The organism is Photobacterium makurazakiensis (genome assembly GCF_050336715.1).
GTDB classification, from domain to species: Bacteria; Pseudomonadota; Gammaproteobacteria; order Enterobacterales; family Vibrionaceae; genus Photobacterium; species Photobacterium makurazakiensis.
On the sequence record NZ_JAKJSJ010000090.1, the window covers coordinates 1 to 20,464 of the forward strand.

Below are 20,464 nucleotides of genomic sequence, written 5' to 3' on the forward strand. Positions count from 1 at the left end.
CCCCCGACCCTCTGGTCCCAAACCAGATGCGCTACCAAGCTGCGCTATTCACCGACTAAGTGAGCTTTGCGATGCCCTGCTCAAGGGTCGCCCTCTGGTCCGCTATTCCTAAAATCAGGATGCCCTACCAAATTGCGCTATTCACCGACATATATGTTTTACATCTTATCAGATGATTCTGCCCGACCTAAATCCAACAGATTKAATAGTGGTCGGTGAAGAGGGATTCGAACCCCCGACCCTCTGGTCCCAAACCAGATGCGCTACCAAGCTGCGCTATTCACCGACTAAATGAGCTTTACGATGCCCTTGCTCAAGGGTCGCCCTCTGGTCCGCTATTCCTAAAATCAGGATGCCCTACCAAGCTGCGCTATTCACCGACTAAGTGTAAAAAGCCCTTTTAAACTCTTTACTTGTCAACAGCAATGCTGCTGAGGTCGCTTATAATACCCAGCAAATTAAATTACGCAAGCAGAAAGCGTTTTTTTTTCTATTTCCAGATTTGATTGCCTATTGTTGCATCAATACACGTACAAAAGTGATCGCAAGCACATCATTCAGAACAATGATGGTACATATACTTAACCATTGATCCAGATCATCATAACAATTGCATGCCATTGGTTATCTTATAGCCATTCTCACGTACCCAGAGGCAATAATATGGATTTTTGGTTAGACCTTCTTTTTGGTAATGCCGTAGGCCTTTCTTCAATGATTGTTATCTTTGGAGCGCTGGGATTAATGTTATTTTTTGGCGGTTATTTTATTTATAAAACACTGTCAGCACCCTCTCCTCACTAGAGCCATTTAGCAAAGTAATTTGCTTGCGCCAGAGCCAAACATGTCGGTGTTGGCTCTGGATTTCTTTTATGCCTATCTGAACTAAATTGATATAATCTACGTTATTAGTATTAGTTTCTAGCCTGTTAGCACTATGTCAGATAACGATGAACTCGATCTCTTTAGAGAGATGATGGCTGATGTCTCGCCTATACAACAAGACAAAGTTGAAGTTGCCTCAAAGCACCAAGTGACCGAGGCTCATCTCGCACGTCGCCTTGCTGCCCAAACCCTGTCCGATAGCGACCCAGAATACCTGTCACTCGATCATGCCACTATGCTAAAGCCGAATGATATGGTTGAATTCAAACGTGATGGTGTACAAGAAGGCGTATTTAGAAAACTACGGCTAGGCAAATATGATATTCACGCCAGACTCGACCTTCATCGTAAAACCCTAAAACAGGCTCGAGATGAAGTATTACATTTTCTCAAGCAATGCCAGCGCATGGATCTTCGTACCGTGATCATTATTCATGGCAAAGGGGAAAAATCGAACCCACCAGCATTGATGAAAAGCTATGTCGCAACGTGGTTAGAGCAGATATCTGATGTGATGTGTTTCCACTCGGCCTTACGGCAGCACGGTGGAAGTGGCGCTTTGTATGTCATGCTGAAGAAAAGCCCAGAGCGTAAACAGGAAAACCGTGAAAAACACAGTAAACGCCAACGCTAGAAACAACAAAGAGGAGTATTCACTCCTCTTTTTAGTACATAACCAGAAAGAATTACGCCTGTATAACCACTCGTAATGCCAACAAAATCAACACGACCCCAGATAGCTGATCGATACGTTGTGCTTTGGTCCGTAATTTATCAAAGACTTTCGGGCTCGATAATACAAATGCGATAAAGGTGTACCATAAACTATCGACCATCATCGGTGTTGCCACAATAGCGGCACGACTCGTCAGATCGGTACCCACGGCAACAAACTGACTGAATAACGCCAAAAAGAATAGAGCCAGTTTCGGGTTAAGCAGCGAAATCATTGCACCATCTCGGGCAGCAACCCATAAACTCGTAGGCTCTCCAGCAGTCAGCTTAGCTGCAACACCACCTTTAGAGCGTAATGCATTAACACCTAAATACGCTAAATAAGCAGCACCAGCATAAGTGATCACTGAAAATACCATTGGTGATTCTTTTAGAACAACGGCTAATCCAAGCAAGGTCAACAACGCATATAAACCAACCCCTAACGCATGGGCCCACGATGCCACGATGCCATGAAGACGCCCGCCAGAAAGGCTATGTTTTGCCACCACTGCCAAGCTTGGGCCTGGTGACATTGCACCCAGCATGCAAACCATTAATAACGAAAGCCAAATTGTAAATGTCATTGTGTATCTCCTTGTATTGCCAGCACAGTACCAATGACAGGGCATTCTTGGAAATCAAAAGAAGTCATTACCGCTATGACTTTAAGTCATAGCGGTAGTGTTTTTCGGGCGGGTTAATCGTGTACATAGATCCACGCATCACGAGTAAGACCTGATCTCTGAACCAGCGATGAGCCGGGTCGGCATCATATTTTGGATGCCACACCAGCCAATACCGATGTTCAGGCATCGGCACAGGTAAAGCCTTAAATGTAATGGGCAATGACCTCTGCATGTTCACCGCAATATGCTTAGGCGTTACCATTAACATATCGGTGCGGCACATCGTTTGAAAAGCAGAGCTAAAAAAAGGAACAGAGAATTGTACATGACGAGATAATCCCAAGGCTTTTAGCTCTTTATCAATAAAGCTGTCTTTATCTCCCCCAGCAGATACACGCATATGAGCATACTGCACGAATTGCTCAACCGTAATGTCACTTTGCTGGGCTAATGGGTGTGTATCCCGCATAACACATACGGGGAAATCAGCACCGATTGATGCACCGCATAAGCCATCAGGGATAGCTGGCAACATGGTTGAGACCAACTGAACATCTAGATCTGGCAATTGTGATAGCTTTTCTGGCGACCACAGCTGGTAATGTAAATTTAAGTTTGGTGCTTTTTGCTGCACATGCTCGACAATGTCAGGCAAAATGTATTGTGCGACATAGTCCGATGATGCGAGAACCATAGGCCCCTGCCATAAGTTCGGCACAAAATCATCACTGCTGAAAAGCGCATCGCACCCAGCAAGTATCGCTTCAACACGTGATTGCAACTGCAACGCTTTTGGCGTTGGCAGCAAGCGGTTACCGTCGCGGATTAGCAGTGGATCAGCAAACAGTACTCTTAACTGATTAAGCTGACGACTCACCGCAGACTGAGTAACAAACAACCGTTCGGCAGCCCGGCTGACATGGCACTCCTCAAGCAATACTTGCAGTGTGCGCATTAAATTTAAATTCACTTGATTCATTGCATTATCAGCCATAAAAAGGATTACAGCGGCATTTTAGCAATCGGAGCAAACTGCCCAGACGTTAGTTGTATTAAATCTTTTGGCGCCAGTTCAATTTCAAGCCCACGCCGACCTGCGCTAACGCAAATCGTTTCAAAGCTCTGAGCCGAAGTATCTAAAAAAGTTGGCAAGCGCTTTTTTTGTCCAAGTGGGCTGATCCCTCCCACAATGTACCCCGTCGTTTTTTCTGCTATTTGCGGATCTGCCATATCTGCCTTTTTACCACCAGCTGCTTTGGCGGCCGCTTTCAAATCCAGCATGCCAGCGACGGGAACAATCGCTACCGCTAACTTTTTCGGATCACCATTGAGTGCAAACAATAGCGTCTTAAATACCTGGTTGGGGTTTTGGCCTAATACTTCCGCAGCTTCTAGGCCAAAATTCGTATTGGCAGGATCATGCTGGTATTGGTGAATGGTATGCGGCACTTTCTTTTTCTTGGCCAAGTTAATAGCAGGGGTCATGGCGGTTGCATCCAACATTAAAAAACGAACTGCCAATATAGCCCAAAAAACAAAGCCCCAGCAAATGGCTGAGGCTTAAGGCAGGTATTTAAATAAACTTGGAATTATTTATAAATCATCTCACCTTTTGGCTCAAATGCATTCACATCAATAGGGCTATTTGCCTGCAAGAACTCTTTCAGAACTTCTGCGTCCACAAAGCCAGTATTTACATGCCCTGAATGATTAGAGATTTTAGGGTAACCATCACCACCAGCCGCATTAAAGCTCGGCACCGTAAAGCGATACGTATCATTCAAATTCAGCGGCTTGCCACCAATACTCACGTTACTAACTTGATTGTTTGCAACCGTCATTGAAATACCATAGAACTGCGCGTAAGCACCAGAGTCAACAGGCTTCGTTGCCACAACATTCAAGTAATCTATCACCTCACTGCCGCTCATATCGGTATAAGTGATGATGTTGCCAAACGGCTGAACAGTTAACACATCTTTATAAGTGATGTTACCCGCCGCAATTGAATCACGTACTCCACCTGAGTTCATTACCGCAAAGTCAGCTTGTGCTCGCTGCATATGAGAAGCGGCAATCAAACGACCAAGGTTTGTCTGCTGATAACGCACAACATTACGGTCGCCTTCAAGTTTACCGTTCGACTCTGCAATTTTGATGTTTAGCTGATCTTGTCCACGCTCTTGGTAAGGCTTGAGAAACGCTTTTACATCTGCATTTTCCACGATTTCATCTTGAATAAAGACGCGTTGCTTCGAACCATCAGCCAGCTTTACTTTTTTCTTCAGGTTAACAGGGATCAGATCATAACTGACCATTTGAAGCTCGCCATTTTTAAACTCAAAATCAGCTCGGCCGACATACTTGCCCCATTCATGAGCCTGAACAATCCATGTACCATTCTGCTGATCGGGCTGACATTCATCACCCGGATTGAAGTTCTTGTTGTACATGTTTGGACCTTCCATGCACACAGGCTCTTGTGAGTGACCACCCACAATCATATCCAAGTCGCCTTCACCCATATAACGAGCTAAAGCCACATCACCCGGCGCATTCACGCCACGGTTACCATTTTCATAATGGCCCATATGTGTAGCCGCAATAATAACATCTGGGTTTTCCGTTGCTTCTAGCTCTGCAATTAGCTTTTTCGCTTCCGCTTTAGGATCGCGAAAATCAACACCACCGATATACTCTGGGTTACCAATTTTCGACGTATCCTCAGTGGTTAAACCAATGACAGCTATCTTGATGCCCTGCTGTTCAAAAATCTGATACGGCTGAAATAAACGCTCTCCCGACTCTTTATCATAGATATTCGCCGAAAGCATAGGGAACTCAGCCCATTCTTCTTGTTTACGTAATACTTCCAGTGGGTTATCAAATTCATGGTTACCAAGTGCCATTGCGTCATAGCCCAACATGTTCATGCCTTTAAAGTCAGGCTCTGCATCTTGTAAATCGGACTCTGGCACCCCGGTATTAATATCACCACCAGAGAGCAACAAGGTTGTACCGCCTTGCGCGGCGACTTCAGTGCGAATTTGATCTAGCAACGTTTTGCGGGCAGCCATTCCATATTCGCCGTACTGATTTTGCCAAAAACGGCCATGATGATCGTTGGTATGAAGAATGGTTAACTTATACGTTTCATCTGCCTGCCAAGATGACTGTGATATTTCAGGTTGATTGGCACAACCGACAAGTGACATCAGTACAGCGGCTGTTAATGCTGTTTTGGCGAAAAAACGTTGCTTCATGGGAGTCCCCTTAGCTTAATATGATTAAATCCTTTTACCGACTTTCTCGGTTTATCTGCGCTAGTTTAAATTATTTAGTTAATAGCGTTATATTGTTCTCATTAATTTGTTGCTTAGATCACCATACTAAGCCTAAAAACCTCAACACTTACCTAGCAAGCATAAAAAAGCCTCGCAAAAGCGAGGCTATTGATATTACTGGTTGTTCTTATATTTACGCTAAATTAAGCTGTTGCCACTTTTCGAGCTGGGTGCTTAATAAAGACGGCAACCACCGCCGCAATCGCTAGGAAGAAACAATAGTAAGAGTGGCTGACCACTTCTAGGGGGGATAAACCAAATACCGAGCCAAGCAGTAGCGCCTGTGCACCATAGGGTAATACGCCCTGAACCACACAAGAGAAGATATCAAGTAAGCTCGCTGAACGACGCGGCGTTACACCATTTTCTTCCGCTAACTCACGCGCTACACCACCTGAAACAATAATCGCAACAGTGTTGTTTGCAGTACAGACATTCGTCATACCAACCAAGCCTGCAATACCCAGTTCACTCGCCCGTAAATTTTGGCCTTCTGTATGTTGCTTGCTAAAGACACGGATAACTTTGCTCACCAATTGAGTCAAGTAAGCTAACCCACCTTGCTGGCGCATTAGCTCACTGATACCACCGATTAACATCGACAGTAAGAAGATTTCCTGCATATTGCCAAAACCAGCATAAATATCTTGGCCGACATTAAACAATCCATAATCGGCTACAGAGAACAAGCCAATACCACCCGCTAATACAATACCAACCGATAGGACAACAAACACATTCAAGCCAGAAACAGCCAATATTAGAATCGTGAGATATGGAATAACTTTCAGCCATTCTATATCCGATGTTTCAGGCACTTCTGTTGCTGTGCTACTGAACAAGAACAAAACGATAGCCGCAAATGCTGCAGGCAAAGCAATTCGAATATTTTCACGGAACTTGTCTTTCATCTGACAGCCCTGCGAACGGGTAGAAGCAATGGTCGTATCAGAAATAATGGATAAGTTATCACCGAACATTGCGCCACTTAACACCACACCAGCGGTTAGGGCGACATCAAAACCAGCAACTTGGGCAATGCCGAGTGCTACAGGGGCTACCGCAGCAATGGTTCCCATTGACGTTCCCATTGCCGTCGCGATAAACGCAGAAATAACAAAAATACCCGGTAGGATCATGCTCGCTGGCAACATCGATAAACCAAGGTTTACCGTTGCATCAACCCCACCAGTCGCCTTAGCAACAGAGGCAAAAGCACCCGCTAAAAGATAGATCATACACATCGCAATAATATCGCTATGACCTACACCGCGTAGAAACTGTTCGATGGCTTTATTTAGCTTTTCTTTGCTCAGCAAAATAGCAATCACTACCGCAGGTAATGCAGCGACTGGCGCAGGCAATTGATAAAAAGCGAAATCGACACCTTGCATGGTGAGGTAAGCGCCTACCCCAATGAATAATGCAAGGAATACTCCCAGTGGAAGCAACGCCAGCGCAGATGGCGCGGGGGCAATATAAGTTTGTTGTGTTGTGTTTGACATGATGACTACAGGACATCTATTTTAAAATTTCGCCTAGACTAATCATTACCACTAGCCATGTCAACTTCTAGACGTCTAAACATCCAGACGTTACGTTTATTTACTAATAATCTGCTAGTCTCATTTTGATAAAGGCCAAAGCTACGATGCACCTAGAGTGACATAAATATGACGCTTAAATTGAAAGCGCGTCAATTTTTTTACTTAACATTCATGCCGTTAATTTTTTTATGATATAGGTCACTTTTTCGTGCAGCATGCGTAAAAACGCTATAAAATCCACCACCTCTTGATGAGGAGCCACCCTCCCTCATTCCCCGAACCTTTCGGATTAAGTGAAGTAATGAAACTATCATTAAAACAAAAACTCATTGGAGCTAGCCTCTCCGCTGTGGTTATTATGGCCTCGGCGCTCACTTGGCTGGCAGCAGACCAGCTGTTTGAACAAACTCGTAATGGTATCTATTCCCGTGCAGCAAGCCTTGGTGAAGCTGCAAGCGAAGGTATTTCTGAATGGGTTGAGATCCGCCGTGATATCGCAAGCGCATTTAATGACTACAGCACCGAAGCTGACGTTGTTCCCTTTTTACAACAAGCTCGTAAAGCAGGTGGGTTTGATGACATCTTCTTAGGAACACCTGCGGGTGAAATGTATCGCTCACACCCAGAACGCAACCGAGCAGATTATGATCCTCGCACCCGTCCTTGGTATCAAGATGCTCAACGTGCTGGCAAGCAAATAGTGACCACCGCCTATCGTGATGCCATTACTAATGCGCTGCTGGTTACTATTGCAGAACCCGTAACGAAAAATGGCACCATGATAGGTGTCGTCGGTGCCGATGTATTAATTGATCAGCTCGTACGTGACGTTATCAGCTTAGATGTCGGTAACAATGCCTATGCCATGTTAATTAACAAGCAAGACAACACCTTCTTGGCACACCCTAATGAGTCACTGCTACTTCAACCGATTAATCGCTTTACCAACCAGCTAACAATGGATGGAATTGAGCAAGCAGCACGTACTGGCAGCATCGAAATTGCAACGATTAACGGTAAGGAGAAACTCTTCTACTTCACCAATGTGCCAAATACCGACTGGGTACTAGGTCTAGAAATGGATCGTGCAACAGAAGAAGCCAGCCATACATCCCTACTTCGCCAGCTGATCATCACATCCATTATTATTACGCTTATTGTAGTGAGTGCAGTTGCCTTCTTAGTCGGCTACCTTTTCCGCGATCTTGCCCGAGTGTCAGACGCATTGGCAGAAATCGCCACAGGTGAAGGCGATCTTACCCAGCGACTAGAACCGCGCAGTGATGATGAAGTCGGTCTGCTTGCCCATAACTTCAACCGCTTTGTCGGTAATATGCACACCATGGTGTGTAAGCTCAACGAGATCTCAAATTCGTTAAGCCAGCAAGCTCACCTAACGGCATCACAAGCAGAAGAACGCAGTACGCGTATTCAGCACCAGCAAGATGAAATTAATATGGTGGCGACAGCCATTAATGAAATGGCGGCAGCGACACAAGAAATTGCCGGTAATGCTGATAATACCGCTGCTACTTCAGGCGATACGGTGACCGTTGCTGAACACGGTGCGACGCAAGTTAGTCAAAGCCAGCAATCAATATCGAGCCTAGCAACCGAGGTTGATACTGCAACAGGTGTGATCAGTGAACTCAATACTCACGCTCAAAGTATCAATACCATCTTGTCGACCATTCAAGGTATTGCCGAACAAACTAACCTGCTAGCACTGAATGCAGCCATCGAAGCGGCTCGTGCCGGCGAACAGGGCCGTGGTTTTGCCGTCGTTGCTGACGAAGTACGCGTGTTAAGCCAACGTACACATGCGTCAACGCAAGAAATTCAACAGATGATTGAAACCCTGCAGCAAACAACCGGTCGTGCTGTCGGCATTATGGAAGACAGCCGCCGCCTTGCTGAAACCAGCGTTGATGACGCCAATTCAGCGTCTGCTAGCTTGTCGCAAATCAACAGTGCCGTAACCAATATCAGTGATATGGCGACCCAGATTGCGTCAGCCGCCGAAGAACAATCATCTGTCACCTCAGAGATCACGCGTAATACTGAGGGGATCCGCGATGTTTCAAACGAGTTAGCAACTGAAGCCAACGAAGCCGCCCAACAAGCCGCTGAACTCTCAGAGCTTTCTCATCAGCTACATCAAGAAATCAGTCGATTTAAGCTTTAATCGACTGGAAATCAAAGACAAAAAGCTCGCCTTAATGGCGAGCTTTTTTTATGCCCTAATGCCTCCCACTTAGATTTTATTAGGTACAACACATATTAAAAAACGCCCCGACAAGAAGACTTGTCGGGGCGTTTTTATTGAGGCAATGCGCGATTAACGCTTAGTTAATCTCAATCGCCTCGAAGCCTTTAATTAGATCATCTAGCTGTTTAAGCTGTGTCAGGAATGGTTCTAGCTTATCCAGTGGGAAAGCTGATGGACCATCACAACGCGCTTGATCAGGTGTTGGGTGCGCTTCCATAAACAGACCAGCAATCCCCGTTGCTAGACCTGAACGGGCTAAATCAACCGTTTGCTCACGACGACCGCCTGATGCAGCGCCTTGAGGATCACGACACTGTAGTGCGTGAGTTACATCAAAGATAATTGGACTACCTTTAGACGCTTTTTTCATTACGTCAAAGCCCAACATATCTACTACAAGGTTATCGTAACCATGTAATACACCACGTTCGCACAGAATAATATTCTCGTTACCACATTCGGCAAACTTATCAATAATATTACCTACTTGGCCTGGGCTCATGAACTGTGGCTTTTTCACGTTGATCACAGCACCTGTTTTCGCCATCGTTTGTACTAAGTCGGTCTGGCGAGCAAGAAAAGCGGGTAGCTGAATAACATCAACAACATCCGCAACGGGCTGTGCTTGATGATGCTCATGAATATCAGTGATAATTTTAACGCCAAAAGTATCTTTCAGTTCTTGGAAGATCTTTAGGCCTTCTTCCATACCTGGGCCACGGTATGAGTGTACCGATGAGCGGTTAGCCTTATCAAAAGAGGCTTTGAATACGTAAGGGATCCCAAGCTTGTCTGTCACTTCTACATACTTTTCGCAGATCTGCATTGCCAGATCACGAGACTCAAGTACATTCATTCCGCCAAATAGGACAAACGGCTTGTCATTGGCAACATCAATATCACCAACTCGAACAACTTTCTGTTCCATCATATTCTCTCTTTTATTCATTTAGCCTTAATGCTACTGACGATTAGTGCAGTACTAAAGGCTCTTGATTGAGCTCTTCAACCTGCAGTTTCAACAACTTTATTGTCGGATCTTCAGGGCATTGCTCGATAAAATATTCAAAATCCATCACGGCAGCATGGCTACATTCCAGCTGTTGATAAATATAGCCACGATCGCGAATTTCATGCGGGTCGCCCGGACGGAAAGCATCTAACACCACATCACTACACCGCAATGCATCTGCAAACATGCCTTCACGCAGCAACGCACTTTTCATAACGGTTAACCAACGGGCAAGTACATCGGTGTGCTCAGCGGTATCAAAGTATTCATTACGTAGTTCACTGAATGGCCCACGATGGCCTTTTAACCATGCGCCCATCAGTCGCTTACTCAGATATTCACCATCAAATGGGTTGATATACTGTGTTTCACCGTCTAACCAGTCAACTTTTAGGACAAATTGAGTTGGAAAGCCGACACCGTAAACAGGTAAATCAAGACGTTCGGATAAATACAAAAAGATAGCACCCAGGCTAACAGGAATACCTTTCTTACGTTCGAGGACTTTATCTAAGTAAATGTTTTCAGATGAAAAGTACTGCTCGTGATCACCAATAAAGCCCCATTCACGGTAGAACAAGCGGATCAAGCCTTCAAGGCGAAGCTGTGCGTTGGGCTCATGCATCAATCGTTGCTCAGCGTCTTGAGCCAAGCGTTCAAGCTGAGTTTTCACCCAGCCCGCAGGAAAGGCGGGGTCAACCGCAGCAGTCACTTCCAATGCCCCTTCAGCCAGCGACATTTGAGCCAATTCTTGTTCTGTAAAACGTAGCATGATTATCCTAAAAACGACGATTTCGTCATTGCAATGTTTGCCGCTGCCATCACCCAACCAAGTGAACCTAAGAAGGCAAACGTCTTAAAGACTTTGTTAGAGCCGATTTTCAAGGTAAAGAAACCCAAGGCGATATAAGCTAACACACAACTCAACTTTTGGGTTAACCAGCTACCTGCTTCGGTAAACGGCATAAAACCGGTAATCAAAATTAACGCAATACCCGATAGCAACATGACTGTATCAACAACATGTGGGGTGATCTTCAGGAATTTTTTTTCGTTAAGCGTCGAGTTTGCCATCATCAAACAATAGCGAACCACAAAAAGCAGTACACTCAGCGCAATAGCAATCATGTGTAGGTGTTTAACAGCGGTATACATTATTTTCTCTCTCTATCCTTGCCAACAGCCGAGAGTTACCCGGTCAAGTCCGGCATAATCTTGTGCGGTTGATACCTGGGTGTAGCCCAGTTCCAGTAAAATGGCTCTTACAGCTTCACCCTGTTCAAAGCCATGTTCCATAAGCAACCAACCACCAGCTTGTAAATACTGGCGTCCTTGCTCGCTAATAATTCGAATGTCTGCCAACCCATCGTCATCAGCAACAAGCGCACTTTTCGGTTCGAAACGCACATCCCCTTGCGATAAATGTGGATCGGCCTCGTCAATATAAGGTGGGTTACTCACAATGACGGCAAAGCGATCGCTAGATTGAAGTGGGCTATACCAACTTCCAGATAAGAACTGGGTATTAGCAAACTTCAAGTTGCTAGCGTTTTCTTGTGCCAATGCCGCAGCCTCAGGGCGTAAATCAATCCCTGTTACTGCGATGTCGCGACGTTCTGATGCAATGGCTAATGCGATGGCACCAGTGCCAGTCCCTAAATCCAGTACTGCGCAAGGCTGAGCAGGGATTTTTTCAAGAGACAGCTCAACGAGGCGTTCAGTATCAGGTCGAGGGATCAACGTATGAGGAGCAACTTTCAACGGCAATGACCAAAATTCACGCTCACCAACAATGTAAGCCACAGGCTCACCGATTAAGCGACGTGCAATCATTGCATCGAAGGCGGCAAGTTGCTCATCATCCAGCGTTTTTTCTGGCCACGTTAATAAGTAACTACGGGGTTTATCAAGTACATGACACAGCAACACAGCAGCATCAATGTGCGGGCTCTGAGAGCCCGCCTTGGTCAACTGTTCAACCGCAAGCTTAAGCTGGGTATCAATTGACAGTGTCATTAGTTTTGGTCAGCCATTGCTGCCAGCTGATCAGCTTGGTGCTCTTGTAGCACTGGCTGGATCAAGCTATCCATATCCCCTTCCATCACTTCATTCAAACGATAAAGAGTCAAAGTGATACGGTGATCAGATACGCGTCCCTGAGGGTAGTTATAAGTGCGAATACGGTCTGAACGATCACCAGAACCTAGCAAGTTACGGCGGGTACTTGCTTCTTCTGCATGACGCTTTTCTTCTTCCGCGTTAATAATACGAGCAGCCAATACCGACATTGCCTTCGCTTTATTCTTATGCTGAGAACGCTCATCCTGACACTCAACCACGATGCCTGTTGGCAAGTGAGTAATACGAATAGCAGAATCAGTGGTGTTAACGTGCTGACCACCCGCGCCAGATGCACGGAATGTATCAATTTTCAGATCGCCAGAATTGATTTCAGGAATTTCAGCTTCTGGAATTTCAGGCAATACTGCAACGGTACATGCTGAAGTATGGACACGACCTTGTGATTCTGTCGCTGGCACACGCTGAACGCGGTGACCACCAGATTCAAACTTTAACGTGCCGTAAACCGCTTCACCGCTTATTTTGGCTATCATCTCTTTGTAACCGCCCTGCTCAGAGCGGTTTTCATTAACCACTTCGACACGCCAGCCACGACGTTCCGCATATTTGCTATACATGCGGAACAAGTCGCCCGCAAAAATACCAGCTTCATCACCACCAGCACCGGCACGGATTTCAACAAAGCAGTTACGCTCATCGTTTGGATCTTTCGGGATTAACAGAACCTGTAGTTCGTCTTCAAGGCGGACAATCTCGCTTTTCGATTCTTTGACTTCTTCCAGTGCCATTTCACGCATTTCTGGATCGTCTTCATTCGCCATTTCTTCAGCAGTGATCAGATCTTCTTTTGCTTGCTGGTAAGCTTGGAAGCATTGAGTCACTTCTTCTAGTTGAGAGTATTCACGAGATAGAGCACGGAACTTATCCTGGTTGCCAATCACATCTGGATCGCCAAGCAGGTGCTGGACTTCTTCGTAACGCTCAACCAGCGTTTCTAATTTCACTAAAATTGAAGATTTCATAATTGGTATCTATTGTTCCGTTTATGGCAGAGCGTTTCGCTCTGCCTGATATTAATTTTTAAACGAGTCTAACCCAAGTGTCTCTCGGATTACTGCCAGCTTTTCAGGTTCACCATTCTGGGCTGCCTGTTGCATAGCTCTAGTTGGCGCGTGGATCAGTTTATTAGTCAGCTTATTGCTCAACTCAACCAACACCTTTTCCGGATCGCCGCCATTAGCCAACGTTTGAAGACTACGAGCCACAAGCTCTGCTTTAATGTCATCGGCTTGTACTCGGTATTGACGAATACTGTCAACGGCCTCTAGTGAGCGTAACCAACGCATGAAGGCCGCGCTTTCTTCACTCACAATCGCTTCAGCTTGAATAGCCGCGACTTTACGTTGTTCACGGTTTTTTTCAACAATGCTGTGTAAATCATCGACAGTATAAAGATACGCATCGCTTAGTTCGCCAACTTCCGGCTCAATATCTCGAGGAACGGCAATATCAACCAGTAGCATTGGCTGATGGCGGCGGGCTTTAATGGCTTTCTCAACCATGCCTTTACCCACTATCGGCAACGGACTTGCCGTCGAGCTGATCACAATATCTGCTCGATGCAAATAGTCAGGGATGTCTGGCAAACCAATGACTTCTGCACCAAATTCAATGGCTAGATTCTCTGCCCTTTCTTTGGTCCGATTGGCCACAATCAATTTATTACAACCTTGATCCACTAGGTGCCGAGCAACTAATTCAATGGTCTCTCCCGCCCCTACAAGTAATACCGTGGCATCACTTAATGATTCAAAGATTTGTTTGGCTAACGTACAAGCAGCAAAAGCCACAGAAACCGCATTGCCACCAATGTCAGTTTCAGTCCGCACCCGTTTTGCGACAGTGAAATTCTTATGGAATAGCTTTTCCAACATGCCATGAATCGCATCTTGGTCACGAGAGTCTGAATACGACTGCTTCACCTGCCCTAAAATTTGAGGCTCGCCCAATACCAGTGAATCAAGGCCACATGATACACGCATTAAATGACGCACAGCAGCCTGCTCTTCATGGAAGTACAGGCTAGGCATTAATTCTTCAGTCGTGATCTGGTGGAACTTAGTCAACCAGTCAATCATGACTCCAGGGCCTGATTGATTAACATCACAGTAAAGTTCTGTGCGATTGCAGGTCGAAACAATAACCCCACTGTTAACCTCTGGGTGTGTTTCTAGCTGGTGTAACGCCTGTTTCAGCTTTTCAGGTGAAAACGCAACACGTTCGCGTAAATCCACAGAGGCTGTTTTATGGTTGATTCCTAATGCAAGCAATGTCATGGAGACGGGGTACCACTTCGCCAGTGAAAAAGATCTAGGGCGGGATTTTACTTGATGCCCCATCGTAATAAAAGAACACAAACCTAATCAATATGGCATAACTAAGTAAAAGTTGATTTCTAAATACTTATTACACAATAAATTTCAACGATTATCCTGTTTAAGATAGATCAAAAAAATACCACTATCGAGTTGCTAAGAAGTTGGAAATCTATAACTTTTACCGCTATTGTTTGCCACATCACACCCAAACAATAAGCAAAGCATACTATGCACCTGACTCAGTCTGTTACTTATTTGCCTTCAAATAAAAAAAAATATTGGTTATTTTTTCCTTTTTTATTATCTCTTTTAGCGGGCTGCGCAACTCAACCGCCACCTCAATCAACAACTGATTGGGAAAACCATGAAGCTCAATTGAAAGAGCTCAGCACATATCAAGCGAGAGGCAAGCTCGGTTACAAGGGTAGTCAACGCTTCGGTGCCAACCTTATCTGGGACACACAGCCAAATAGCGATCATCTACTATTGACTAACTTCCTGGGAAGCACATTGCTAAAGCTTGATGCGAGCCCTGGCAACGTTACCTTGGTCAATCATGAAGGAAAAACATTTCATGGCACCGATGCCTCAGCCTTAATTTTAGAATTAACCGGTATTAACTTACCCATTGAACAAATGCGTGACTGGCTTATTGGCTTACCTACCGCGACTGACACGTACCAATTAAATAATGAAGGCCGAGTGGGCTACCTTGCCAAACAAATAGACAACCAATTTTGGCAACTTGATTACAACGAATATGACTATACTGTGAGCCCAGCCTTACCTAAGCGTATGGTTTTAAGCACAACAGGGGTTACTATAACCCTTATTATCCACAACTGGTCCATCAATTAGAGCGTTCTATGATCACCCGTACTACCTGCTGGCCAGCACCGGCCAAACTTAACTTGTTCCTGTATATCACAGGCCAACGCCCTAACGGTTACCATGAACTACAAACGTTATTTCAGTTTATTGACCATAGCGATACGCTGACAATCACGGCAAATAATTCCAACGACATCACATTAACGCCAGCGATTGACGGTGTTGCAACCGAAGATAACCTTATATACCGTGCTGCTGATTTGTTGCGCAAGAAAGCGGGGATCCACGCTGGCGCTGAAATCCACATCGATAAAATTCTTCCGATGGGTGGTGGACTAGGCGGTGGATCATCTGACGCGGCAACAACACTTATTGCCCTCAATTATTTGTGGCAGACCCACCTATCAACTGACACCCTAGCTGATATCGGTCTAGCGCTTGGTGCCGATGTCCCCGTATTTGTAAGAGGCCATAGTGCATTCGCTGAAGGAATTGGTGAGGAATTGCAACCAGCAGATCCCGCAGAAAAATGGTATTTGGTCGCAAAACCAGAGATCAACATTGCAACTGTCGATATTTTCACCCACCCTGAATTAAAACGTGACAGTAAAAAAAGATCACTGAGCGCCCTAATAACGGGGGTTTACGAAAACGATTGCGAAAAAATTGTCAGATCACTGCACCCCGAGGTTGATAAGGCGCTTTCGTGGCTGTTAGAATATGCGCCGTCAAGATTGACCGGCACTGGCGCTTGTGTGTTTGCTGAATGTAGCACCCAGCAAGAGGCCGATGCAATACTGAAAAAATTACCTAACTGGCTTCATGGATTTGTCGCAAAAGGTGTCAACACATCTCCCCTTTTGACAGCCTTGACCGCCCATTCTATGGACTGCCAGTAATTACAACTTGGACGCAACCTGAGGTTTCCACCGTGCCTGATATGAAGCTGTTTGCTGGTAACGCGACACCAGAACTAGCCCAACGCATTGCTGATCGTCTTTACATTTCACTAGGAGACGCAACAGTTAACCGTTTTTCCGACGGTGAAGTCTGTGTTCAGATTAATGAAAACGTTCGTGGTAGCGACGTCTTTATCATTCAATCTACTTGTGCTCCAACGAATGACAACCTAATGGAACTGGTTGTTATGATCGATGCACTACGCCGCGCTTCAGCTGGTCGTATTACTGCAGTGATCCCTTACTTTGGCTATGCTCGTCAAGATCGCCGAGTTCGTTCTGCTCGTGTGCCAATCACAGCGAAAGTTGTTGCTGATTTCCTTTCAAACGTTGGTGTTGACCGCGTTTTGACTGTTGACTTACACGCAGAGCAAATTCAAGGTTTCTTCGATGTACCAGTAGACAATGTATTCGGTAGCCCTGTGCTACTAGAAGACATTCTGGCGAAAAACCTAGAAGATCCAGTTGTTGTTTCTCCTGATATCGGTGGTGTTGTACGTGCTCGTGCAATCGCTAAGCTATTAGATGACACAGACATCGCGATCATCGATAAGCGCCGTCCACGTGCTAACGTTTCTCAGGTAATGCACCTGATTGGTGATGTTGAAGGCCGTGACTGTATCATCGTTGATGACATGATCGATACCGGTGGTACATTGTGTAAAGCTGCTGAAGCACTGAAAGATCGTGGTGCTAAGCGTGTATTTGCTTACGCAACACACCCAGTATTCTCAGGTAATGCTCCACAGAACATCCGTGAATCTGTAATTGATGAAGTGATCGTCACTGACTCAATTCCACTATCTAAAGAGATCCAAGATACTGGTCGTGTATCAGTACTGACTCTATCTGGCATGCTAGCCGAAGCAATTCGTCGTATTAGCAACGAAGAGTCTATCTCTGCGATGTTCCAGCACTAATCGCCCTTCTACGATAGATTGCTAACGCCCCGCCTTGTGCGGGGCGTTTTTCGTTACTTAAGGTAATACCAGCCGAAATAAGTATGAGATATCAATTCTGCCGTATTTGGTATAATATGGCGCGCGTTTTAAGCCCCTAAGAGTTGAGAGACTAGCGTGAGTAATAACATTCGCCTATTAGTCGGCCTGGCCAATCCCGGTGCCGAGTATGCTAAAACCCGCCATAATGCGGGCGCATGGGTGGTCGAAGAACTGGCCCGTGTACATAATATTAGCCTACGTGAAGAATCAAAATACTTCGGCCAAACTGGCCGGATCTTGGCTAATGGCCACGATCTTCGCTTGTTGATCCCTTCGACGTATATGAACTTATCCGGTAAATCAGTTGCAGCACTCGCAAACTTTTACCAGATAAAGCCGGAAGAGATCTTAGTGGCACATGATGAACTAGACCTACCACCCGGCGTTGCTAAATTTAAAAAAGGCGGCGGCCATGGTGGGCATAACGGTCTAAGAGACATCATCAGTAAAATGGGCAACAATAAAGATTTTTATCGCCTACGTATTGGCATCGGCCATCCGGGTGATAAAAACAAAGTTGCCGGCTTTGTTTTAGGCAAAGCGCCAGCCAAAGAACAGGACAATATTGATGCAGCAGTCGATGAAGCCGTACGTTGCATGGATGTTTTGTTAAAAGACGGCTTAAACAAAGCACAAAACCGACTACATTCATTCAAAGCAGAATAATTGTAGTTAATCAGCATATTTATTTTCATTAGCCCACCTAGTGCGCTAATGAAATGTTTGACCGAATAATCACCAAAAGGGTTTCACACCATGGGTTTTAAATGCGGAATCGTTGGCCTGCCTAACGTCGGTAAGTCAACACTATTCAACGCCTTGACCAAAGCGGGCATCGAAGCAGCGAACTTCCCGTTCTGTACTATCGAACCAAACACTGGCGTTGTACCTGTGCCAGATCTACGCCTAGACGCACTGGCTGCAATTGTTAATCCAGAGCGCATCTTGCCAACAACCATGGAATTTGTGGATATTGCTGGTCTTGTTGCTGGTGCATCGAAAGGTGAAGGCCTAGGTAACAAATTCCTAGCTAACATCCGTGAAACCGATGCTATTGGTCACGTTGTTCGCTGTTTCGAAGACGAAAACATCATTCACGTCGCAGGTAAAATCAACCCGATTGATGATATCGAGGTGATCAACCTTGAACTTGCTCTTGCTGACCTTGATACGTGTGAGCGTGCAATTTTCCGTCAAGCGAAAAAAGCGAAAGGCGGCGACAGCGATGCTAAGTTTGAAACCGCTGTACTAGAAAAACTGCTGCCGACGCTAACAGAAGGTGGGATGGTTCGCTCTGTCGAGCTAAGCAAAGAAGAACTTGCAGCCATTGACTACCTGCATTTCCTTACTGTTAAGCCAACGATGTATATCGCTAACGTCAGCGATGATGGCTTTGAAGATAACGAATACCTTGACATGGTTCGTGAATACGCAGCGAAAGAAAACGCTGTTGTTGTCGCGGTATGTGCAGCTATCGAGTCTGAAATCGCTGAGCTTGACGATGCTGACCGTGAAGAGTTCCTTGCTGATATGGGCATCGAAGAGCCAGGCCTGAACCGAGTGATCCGTTCTGGTTATGAATTGCTTGATCTGCAAACTTACTTCACTGCTGGCGTTAAAGAAGTACGCGCATGGACAATTCCTGTCGGTGCAACAGCACCACAATCAGCAGGTAAAATTCACACTGACTTTGAAAAAGGCTTTATCCGAGCTGAAGTTGTTGGTTACGACCACTTCATCGAGTTTAGCGGCGAAAGCGGTGCAAAAGAAGCGGGCAAGTGGCGCCTAGAAGGTAAAGATTACATCGTTAAAGATGGCGATGTTGTTCACTTCCGCTTCAACGTATAATTAGGAAGGCCATAAAAGCCAACCAGTTAGCGACAGTTATACTAAGCCAGCTTAATAGCTGGCTTTTTTATAATTTAAGTATGGTTATTCATTATCGCGATATAACCATACGAACGTCAGCTGTCACTTAAGCTCATTGCGCTAAAAACACCCAACTTAGCATGGCATTCGCCCAGTTCGTCCAAATAAGCAACGAACAATCCGATATTCTAAAGATATTTAAAAAAACTATTGACCCTTTTCGCTGGTATGAGCATAATGCGCCCCGTTCCCGACACAGCGGTCAGTTATGTCAGCTGCGACGGAAACAACAAAATGGCTACGTAGCTCAGCTGGTTAGAGCACATCACTCATAATGATGGGGTCACAGGTTCGAATCCCGTCGTAGCCACCATTCTTTCTGCGGAAAGACATCGAAAGATGTAAAATTCTACTAGATGCGGAAGTGGCGGAATTGGTAGACGCACCAGATTTAGGTTCTGGCGCCGCAAGGTGTGAGAGTTCAAGTCTCTCCTTCCGCACCATTCTCTCCCTCTCTTTGAGATGYGAGAGCGCTTTGAAAAAAGCAACCTGCAGGTCTATCGCCAAGCGGTAAGGCAGCGGCTTTTGATGCCGCCATYCCCTGGTTCGAATCCAGGTAGACCTGCCAACTTTTAAAGRTGTTGATTATCATGTATAGTCAGCAGCTGTAAAAATGGCTACGTAGCTCAGCTGGTTAGAGCACATCACTCATAATGATGGGGTCACAGGTTCGAATCCCGTCGTAGCCACCATTCTTTCTGCGGAAAGACATCGAAAGATGTAAAATTCTACTAGATGCGGAAGTGGCGGAATTGGTAGACGCACCAGATTTAGGTTCTGGCGCCGCAAGGTGTGAGAGTTCAAGTCTCTCCTTCCGCACCATTCTCTCCCTCTCTTTGAGATGTGAGAGCGCTTTGAAAAAAGCAACCTGCAGGTCTATCGCC

The 20,464-nt window shown here is 45.5% G+C and carries 19 protein-coding genes and 6 tRNA genes; 13 read left to right on the forward strand and 12 right to left on the reverse strand.

What is annotated here, in order from left to right; translation table 11 throughout:
• Window positions 1-209: 209 nt before the first annotated feature.
• Window positions 210-286 (reverse strand) — tRNA-Pro (locus L4D09_RS26790).
• A 377-nt stretch (window positions 287-663) separates the two neighbouring features.
• Between L4D09_RS26790 and L4D09_RS26795 the strand changes: the two genes are divergently transcribed.
• Together L4D09_RS26795 and smrA are read left to right on the forward strand one after the other, a co-directional pair.
• Window positions 664-804, forward strand: a complete 141-nt coding sequence (locus tag L4D09_RS26795; RefSeq protein WP_428460595.1) for a DUF3149 domain-containing protein — start codon at window positions 664-666, stop codon at window positions 802-804.
• 133 nt (window positions 805-937) lie between these two features.
• Window positions 938-1,519 (forward strand): DNA endonuclease SmrA, encoded by a 582-nt coding sequence (gene smrA, locus L4D09_RS26800; RefSeq protein WP_428460596.1) that lies wholly within the window; start codon window positions 938-940, stop codon window positions 1,517-1,519.
• 52 nt (window positions 1,520-1,571) lie between these two features.
• On the opposite strand, the gene L4D09_RS26805 is transcribed toward smrA, so the two are convergent.
• The 5 genes from L4D09_RS26805 to L4D09_RS26825 all read right to left on the reverse strand — a co-directional run bounded on the left by L4D09_RS26805 (window position 1,572) and on the right by L4D09_RS26825 (window position 7,077).
• On the reverse strand, window positions 1,572-2,186 hold the full coding sequence (locus L4D09_RS26805; protein WP_428460597.1) for a LysE family translocator: 615 nt from the start codon (window positions 2,184-2,186) through the stop codon (window positions 1,572-1,574).
• Window positions 2,187-2,259: 73 nt separating this feature from the next.
• A complete protein-coding gene (locus L4D09_RS26810) occupies window positions 2,260-3,207 on the reverse strand; it encodes a LysR family transcriptional regulator (RefSeq protein ID WP_428460613.1) in 948 nt (315 codons plus the stop codon).
• Window positions 3,208-3,230: 23 nt separating this feature from the next.
• The gene (gene ybaK / locus L4D09_RS26815) at window positions 3,231-3,713 is read right to left on the reverse strand and encodes a Cys-tRNA(Pro) deacylase (protein ID WP_428460598.1); all 483 of its coding nucleotides are present in this window, start codon (window positions 3,711-3,713) and stop codon (window positions 3,231-3,233) included.
• 104 nt (window positions 3,714-3,817) lie between these two features.
• The gene (ushA, locus tag L4D09_RS26820) at window positions 3,818-5,491 is read right to left on the reverse strand and encodes a bifunctional UDP-sugar hydrolase/5'-nucleotidase UshA (RefSeq protein WP_428460599.1); all 1,674 of its coding nucleotides are present in this window, start codon (window positions 5,489-5,491) and stop codon (window positions 3,818-3,820) included.
• A 224-nt stretch (window positions 5,492-5,715) separates the two neighbouring features.
• Window positions 5,716-7,077 (reverse strand): Na+/H+ antiporter NhaC family protein, encoded by a 1,362-nt coding sequence (locus tag L4D09_RS26825; RefSeq protein ID WP_428460600.1) that lies wholly within the window; start codon window positions 7,075-7,077, stop codon window positions 5,716-5,718.
• Window positions 7,078-7,420: 343 nt separating this feature from the next.
• Here L4D09_RS26825 and L4D09_RS26830 point away from each other — a divergent pair, with 343 nt between their 5' ends.
• Complete coding sequence (locus L4D09_RS26830) at window positions 7,421-9,304, forward strand: methyl-accepting chemotaxis protein (protein ID WP_428460601.1); 1,884 nt, start codon at window positions 7,421-7,423, stop codon at window positions 9,302-9,304.
• 160 nt (window positions 9,305-9,464) lie between these two features.
• Here L4D09_RS26830 and kdsA read toward each other — a convergent pair whose 3' ends face one another.
• From kdsA to hemA, 6 genes are read right to left on the reverse strand one after another with little or no spacing between them, the layout of a single operon-like run.
• A complete protein-coding gene (gene kdsA / locus L4D09_RS26835) occupies window positions 9,465-10,319 on the reverse strand; it encodes a 3-deoxy-8-phosphooctulonate synthase (protein ID WP_428460602.1) in 855 nt (284 codons plus the stop codon).
• A 40-nt stretch (window positions 10,320-10,359) separates the two neighbouring features.
• Complete coding sequence (locus L4D09_RS26840) at window positions 10,360-11,172, reverse strand: SirB1 family protein (RefSeq protein ID WP_428460603.1); 813 nt, start codon at window positions 11,170-11,172, stop codon at window positions 10,360-10,362.
• Between the two features lie 2 nt (window positions 11,173-11,174).
• Window positions 11,175-11,555: a SirB2 family protein gene (locus L4D09_RS26845; RefSeq protein WP_428460604.1), complete on the reverse strand. Its 381-nt coding sequence runs from the start codon at window positions 11,553-11,555 to the stop codon at window positions 11,175-11,177.
• 12 nt (window positions 11,556-11,567) lie between these two features.
• Window positions 11,568-12,416, reverse strand: a complete 849-nt coding sequence (gene prmC / locus L4D09_RS26850; RefSeq protein ID WP_428460605.1) for a peptide chain release factor N(5)-glutamine methyltransferase — start codon at window positions 12,414-12,416, stop codon at window positions 11,568-11,570.
• Window positions 12,416-13,504, reverse strand: coding sequence for a peptide chain release factor 1 (prfA, locus tag L4D09_RS26855; protein WP_428460606.1), 1,089 nt, complete (start codon window positions 13,502-13,504; stop codon window positions 12,416-12,418). Before prfA ends, prmC begins: the two co-directional genes overlap by 1 nt.
• A gap of 51 nt (window positions 13,505-13,555) precedes the next feature.
• The gene (gene hemA, locus L4D09_RS26860; RefSeq protein ID WP_428460607.1) at window positions 13,556-14,818 is read right to left on the reverse strand and encodes a glutamyl-tRNA reductase; all 1,263 of its coding nucleotides are present in this window, start codon (window positions 14,816-14,818) and stop codon (window positions 13,556-13,558) included.
• Window positions 14,819-15,088: 270 nt separating this feature from the next.
• Here hemA and lolB point away from each other — a divergent pair, with 270 nt between their 5' ends.
• The 10 genes from lolB to L4D09_RS26910 all read left to right on the forward strand — a co-directional run bounded on the left by lolB (window position 15,089) and on the right by L4D09_RS26910 (window position 20,402).
• On the forward strand, window positions 15,089-15,718 hold the full coding sequence (gene lolB / locus L4D09_RS26865; protein WP_428460608.1) for a lipoprotein insertase outer membrane protein LolB: 630 nt from the start codon (window positions 15,089-15,091) through the stop codon (window positions 15,716-15,718).
• A gap of 8 nt (window positions 15,719-15,726) precedes the next feature.
• A complete protein-coding gene (ispE, locus tag L4D09_RS26870) occupies window positions 15,727-16,590 on the forward strand; it encodes a 4-(cytidine 5'-diphospho)-2-C-methyl-D-erythritol kinase (RefSeq protein ID WP_428460609.1) in 864 nt (287 codons plus the stop codon).
• 32 nt (window positions 16,591-16,622) lie between these two features.
• Window positions 16,623-17,570: a ribose-phosphate pyrophosphokinase gene (locus tag L4D09_RS26875; RefSeq protein WP_428460610.1), complete on the forward strand. Its 948-nt coding sequence runs from the start codon at window positions 16,623-16,625 to the stop codon at window positions 17,568-17,570.
• Between the two features lie 156 nt (window positions 17,571-17,726).
• Window positions 17,727-18,317 (forward strand): aminoacyl-tRNA hydrolase, encoded by a 591-nt coding sequence (pth, locus tag L4D09_RS26880; protein ID WP_428460611.1) that lies wholly within the window; start codon window positions 17,727-17,729, stop codon window positions 18,315-18,317.
• 90 nt (window positions 18,318-18,407) lie between these two features.
• The gene (gene ychF, locus L4D09_RS26885) at window positions 18,408-19,499 is read left to right on the forward strand and encodes a redox-regulated ATPase YchF (protein ID WP_428460612.1); all 1,092 of its coding nucleotides are present in this window, start codon (window positions 18,408-18,410) and stop codon (window positions 19,497-19,499) included.
• Between the two features lie 317 nt (window positions 19,500-19,816).
• Window positions 19,817-19,893 (forward strand) — tRNA-Met (locus tag L4D09_RS26890).
• A 45-nt stretch (window positions 19,894-19,938) separates the two neighbouring features.
• A tRNA-Leu gene (locus L4D09_RS26895) sits at window positions 19,939-20,023 on the forward strand.
• 50 nt (window positions 20,024-20,073) lie between these two features.
• Window positions 20,074-20,148, forward strand: a tRNA-Gln gene (locus L4D09_RS26900).
• 47 nt (window positions 20,149-20,195) lie between these two features.
• Window positions 20,196-20,272: transfer RNA gene (locus tag L4D09_RS26905), tRNA-Met, on the forward strand.
• A 45-nt stretch (window positions 20,273-20,317) separates the two neighbouring features.
• Window positions 20,318-20,402, forward strand: a tRNA-Leu gene (locus tag L4D09_RS26910).
• The last annotated feature ends 62 nt before the right edge of the window (window positions 20,403-20,464 follow it).

Excerpts from the sequence above, each read along its gene's own strand:
- L4D09_RS26795 (WP_428460595.1), top strand. The coding sequence starts at position 664 with ATGGATTTTTGGTTAGACCTTCTTTTTGGTAATGCCGTAGGCCTTTCT.
- smrA (WP_428460596.1), top strand. The coding sequence starts at position 938 with ATGTCAGATAACGATGAACTCGATCTCTTTAGAGAGATGATGGCTGAT.
- L4D09_RS26805 (WP_428460597.1), bottom strand. The coding sequence starts at position 2,186 with ATGACATTTACAATTTGGCTTTCGTTATTAATGGTTTGCATGCTGGGT.
- L4D09_RS26810 (WP_428460613.1), bottom strand. The coding sequence starts at position 3,207 with ATGAATCAAGTGAATTTAAATTTAATGCGCACACTGCAAGTATTGCTT.
- ybaK (WP_428460598.1), bottom strand. The coding sequence starts at position 3,713 with ATGACCCCTGCTATTAACTTGGCCAAGAAAAAGAAAGTGCCGCATACC.
- ushA (WP_428460599.1), bottom strand. The coding sequence starts at position 5,491 with ATGAAGCAACGTTTTTTCGCCAAAACAGCATTAACAGCCGCTGTACTG.
- L4D09_RS26825 (WP_428460600.1), bottom strand. The coding sequence starts at position 7,077 with ATGTCAAACACAACACAACAAACTTATATTGCCCCCGCGCCATCTGCG.
- L4D09_RS26830 (WP_428460601.1), top strand. The coding sequence starts at position 7,421 with ATGAAACTATCATTAAAACAAAAACTCATTGGAGCTAGCCTCTCCGCT.
- kdsA (WP_428460602.1), bottom strand. The coding sequence starts at position 10,319 with ATGATGGAACAGAAAGTTGTTCGAGTTGGTGATATTGATGTTGCCAAT.
- L4D09_RS26840 (WP_428460603.1), bottom strand. The coding sequence starts at position 11,172 with ATGCTACGTTTTACAGAACAAGAATTGGCTCAAATGTCGCTGGCTGAA.
- L4D09_RS26845 (WP_428460604.1), bottom strand. The coding sequence starts at position 11,555 with ATGTATACCGCTGTTAAACACCTACACATGATTGCTATTGCGCTGAGT.
- prmC (WP_428460605.1), bottom strand. The coding sequence starts at position 12,416 with ATGACACTGTCAATTGATACCCAGCTTAAGCTTGCGGTTGAACAGTTG.
- prfA (WP_428460606.1), bottom strand. The coding sequence starts at position 13,504 with ATGAAATCTTCAATTTTAGTGAAATTAGAAACGCTGGTTGAGCGTTAC.
- hemA (WP_428460607.1), bottom strand. The coding sequence starts at position 14,818 with ATGACATTGCTTGCATTAGGAATCAACCATAAAACAGCCTCTGTGGAT.
- lolB (WP_428460608.1), top strand. The coding sequence starts at position 15,089 with ATGCACCTGACTCAGTCTGTTACTTATTTGCCTTCAAATAAAAAAAAA.
- ispE (WP_428460609.1), top strand. The coding sequence starts at position 15,727 with ATGATCACCCGTACTACCTGCTGGCCAGCACCGGCCAAACTTAACTTG.
- ychF (WP_428460612.1), top strand. The coding sequence starts at position 18,408 with ATGGGTTTTAAATGCGGAATCGTTGGCCTGCCTAACGTCGGTAAGTCA.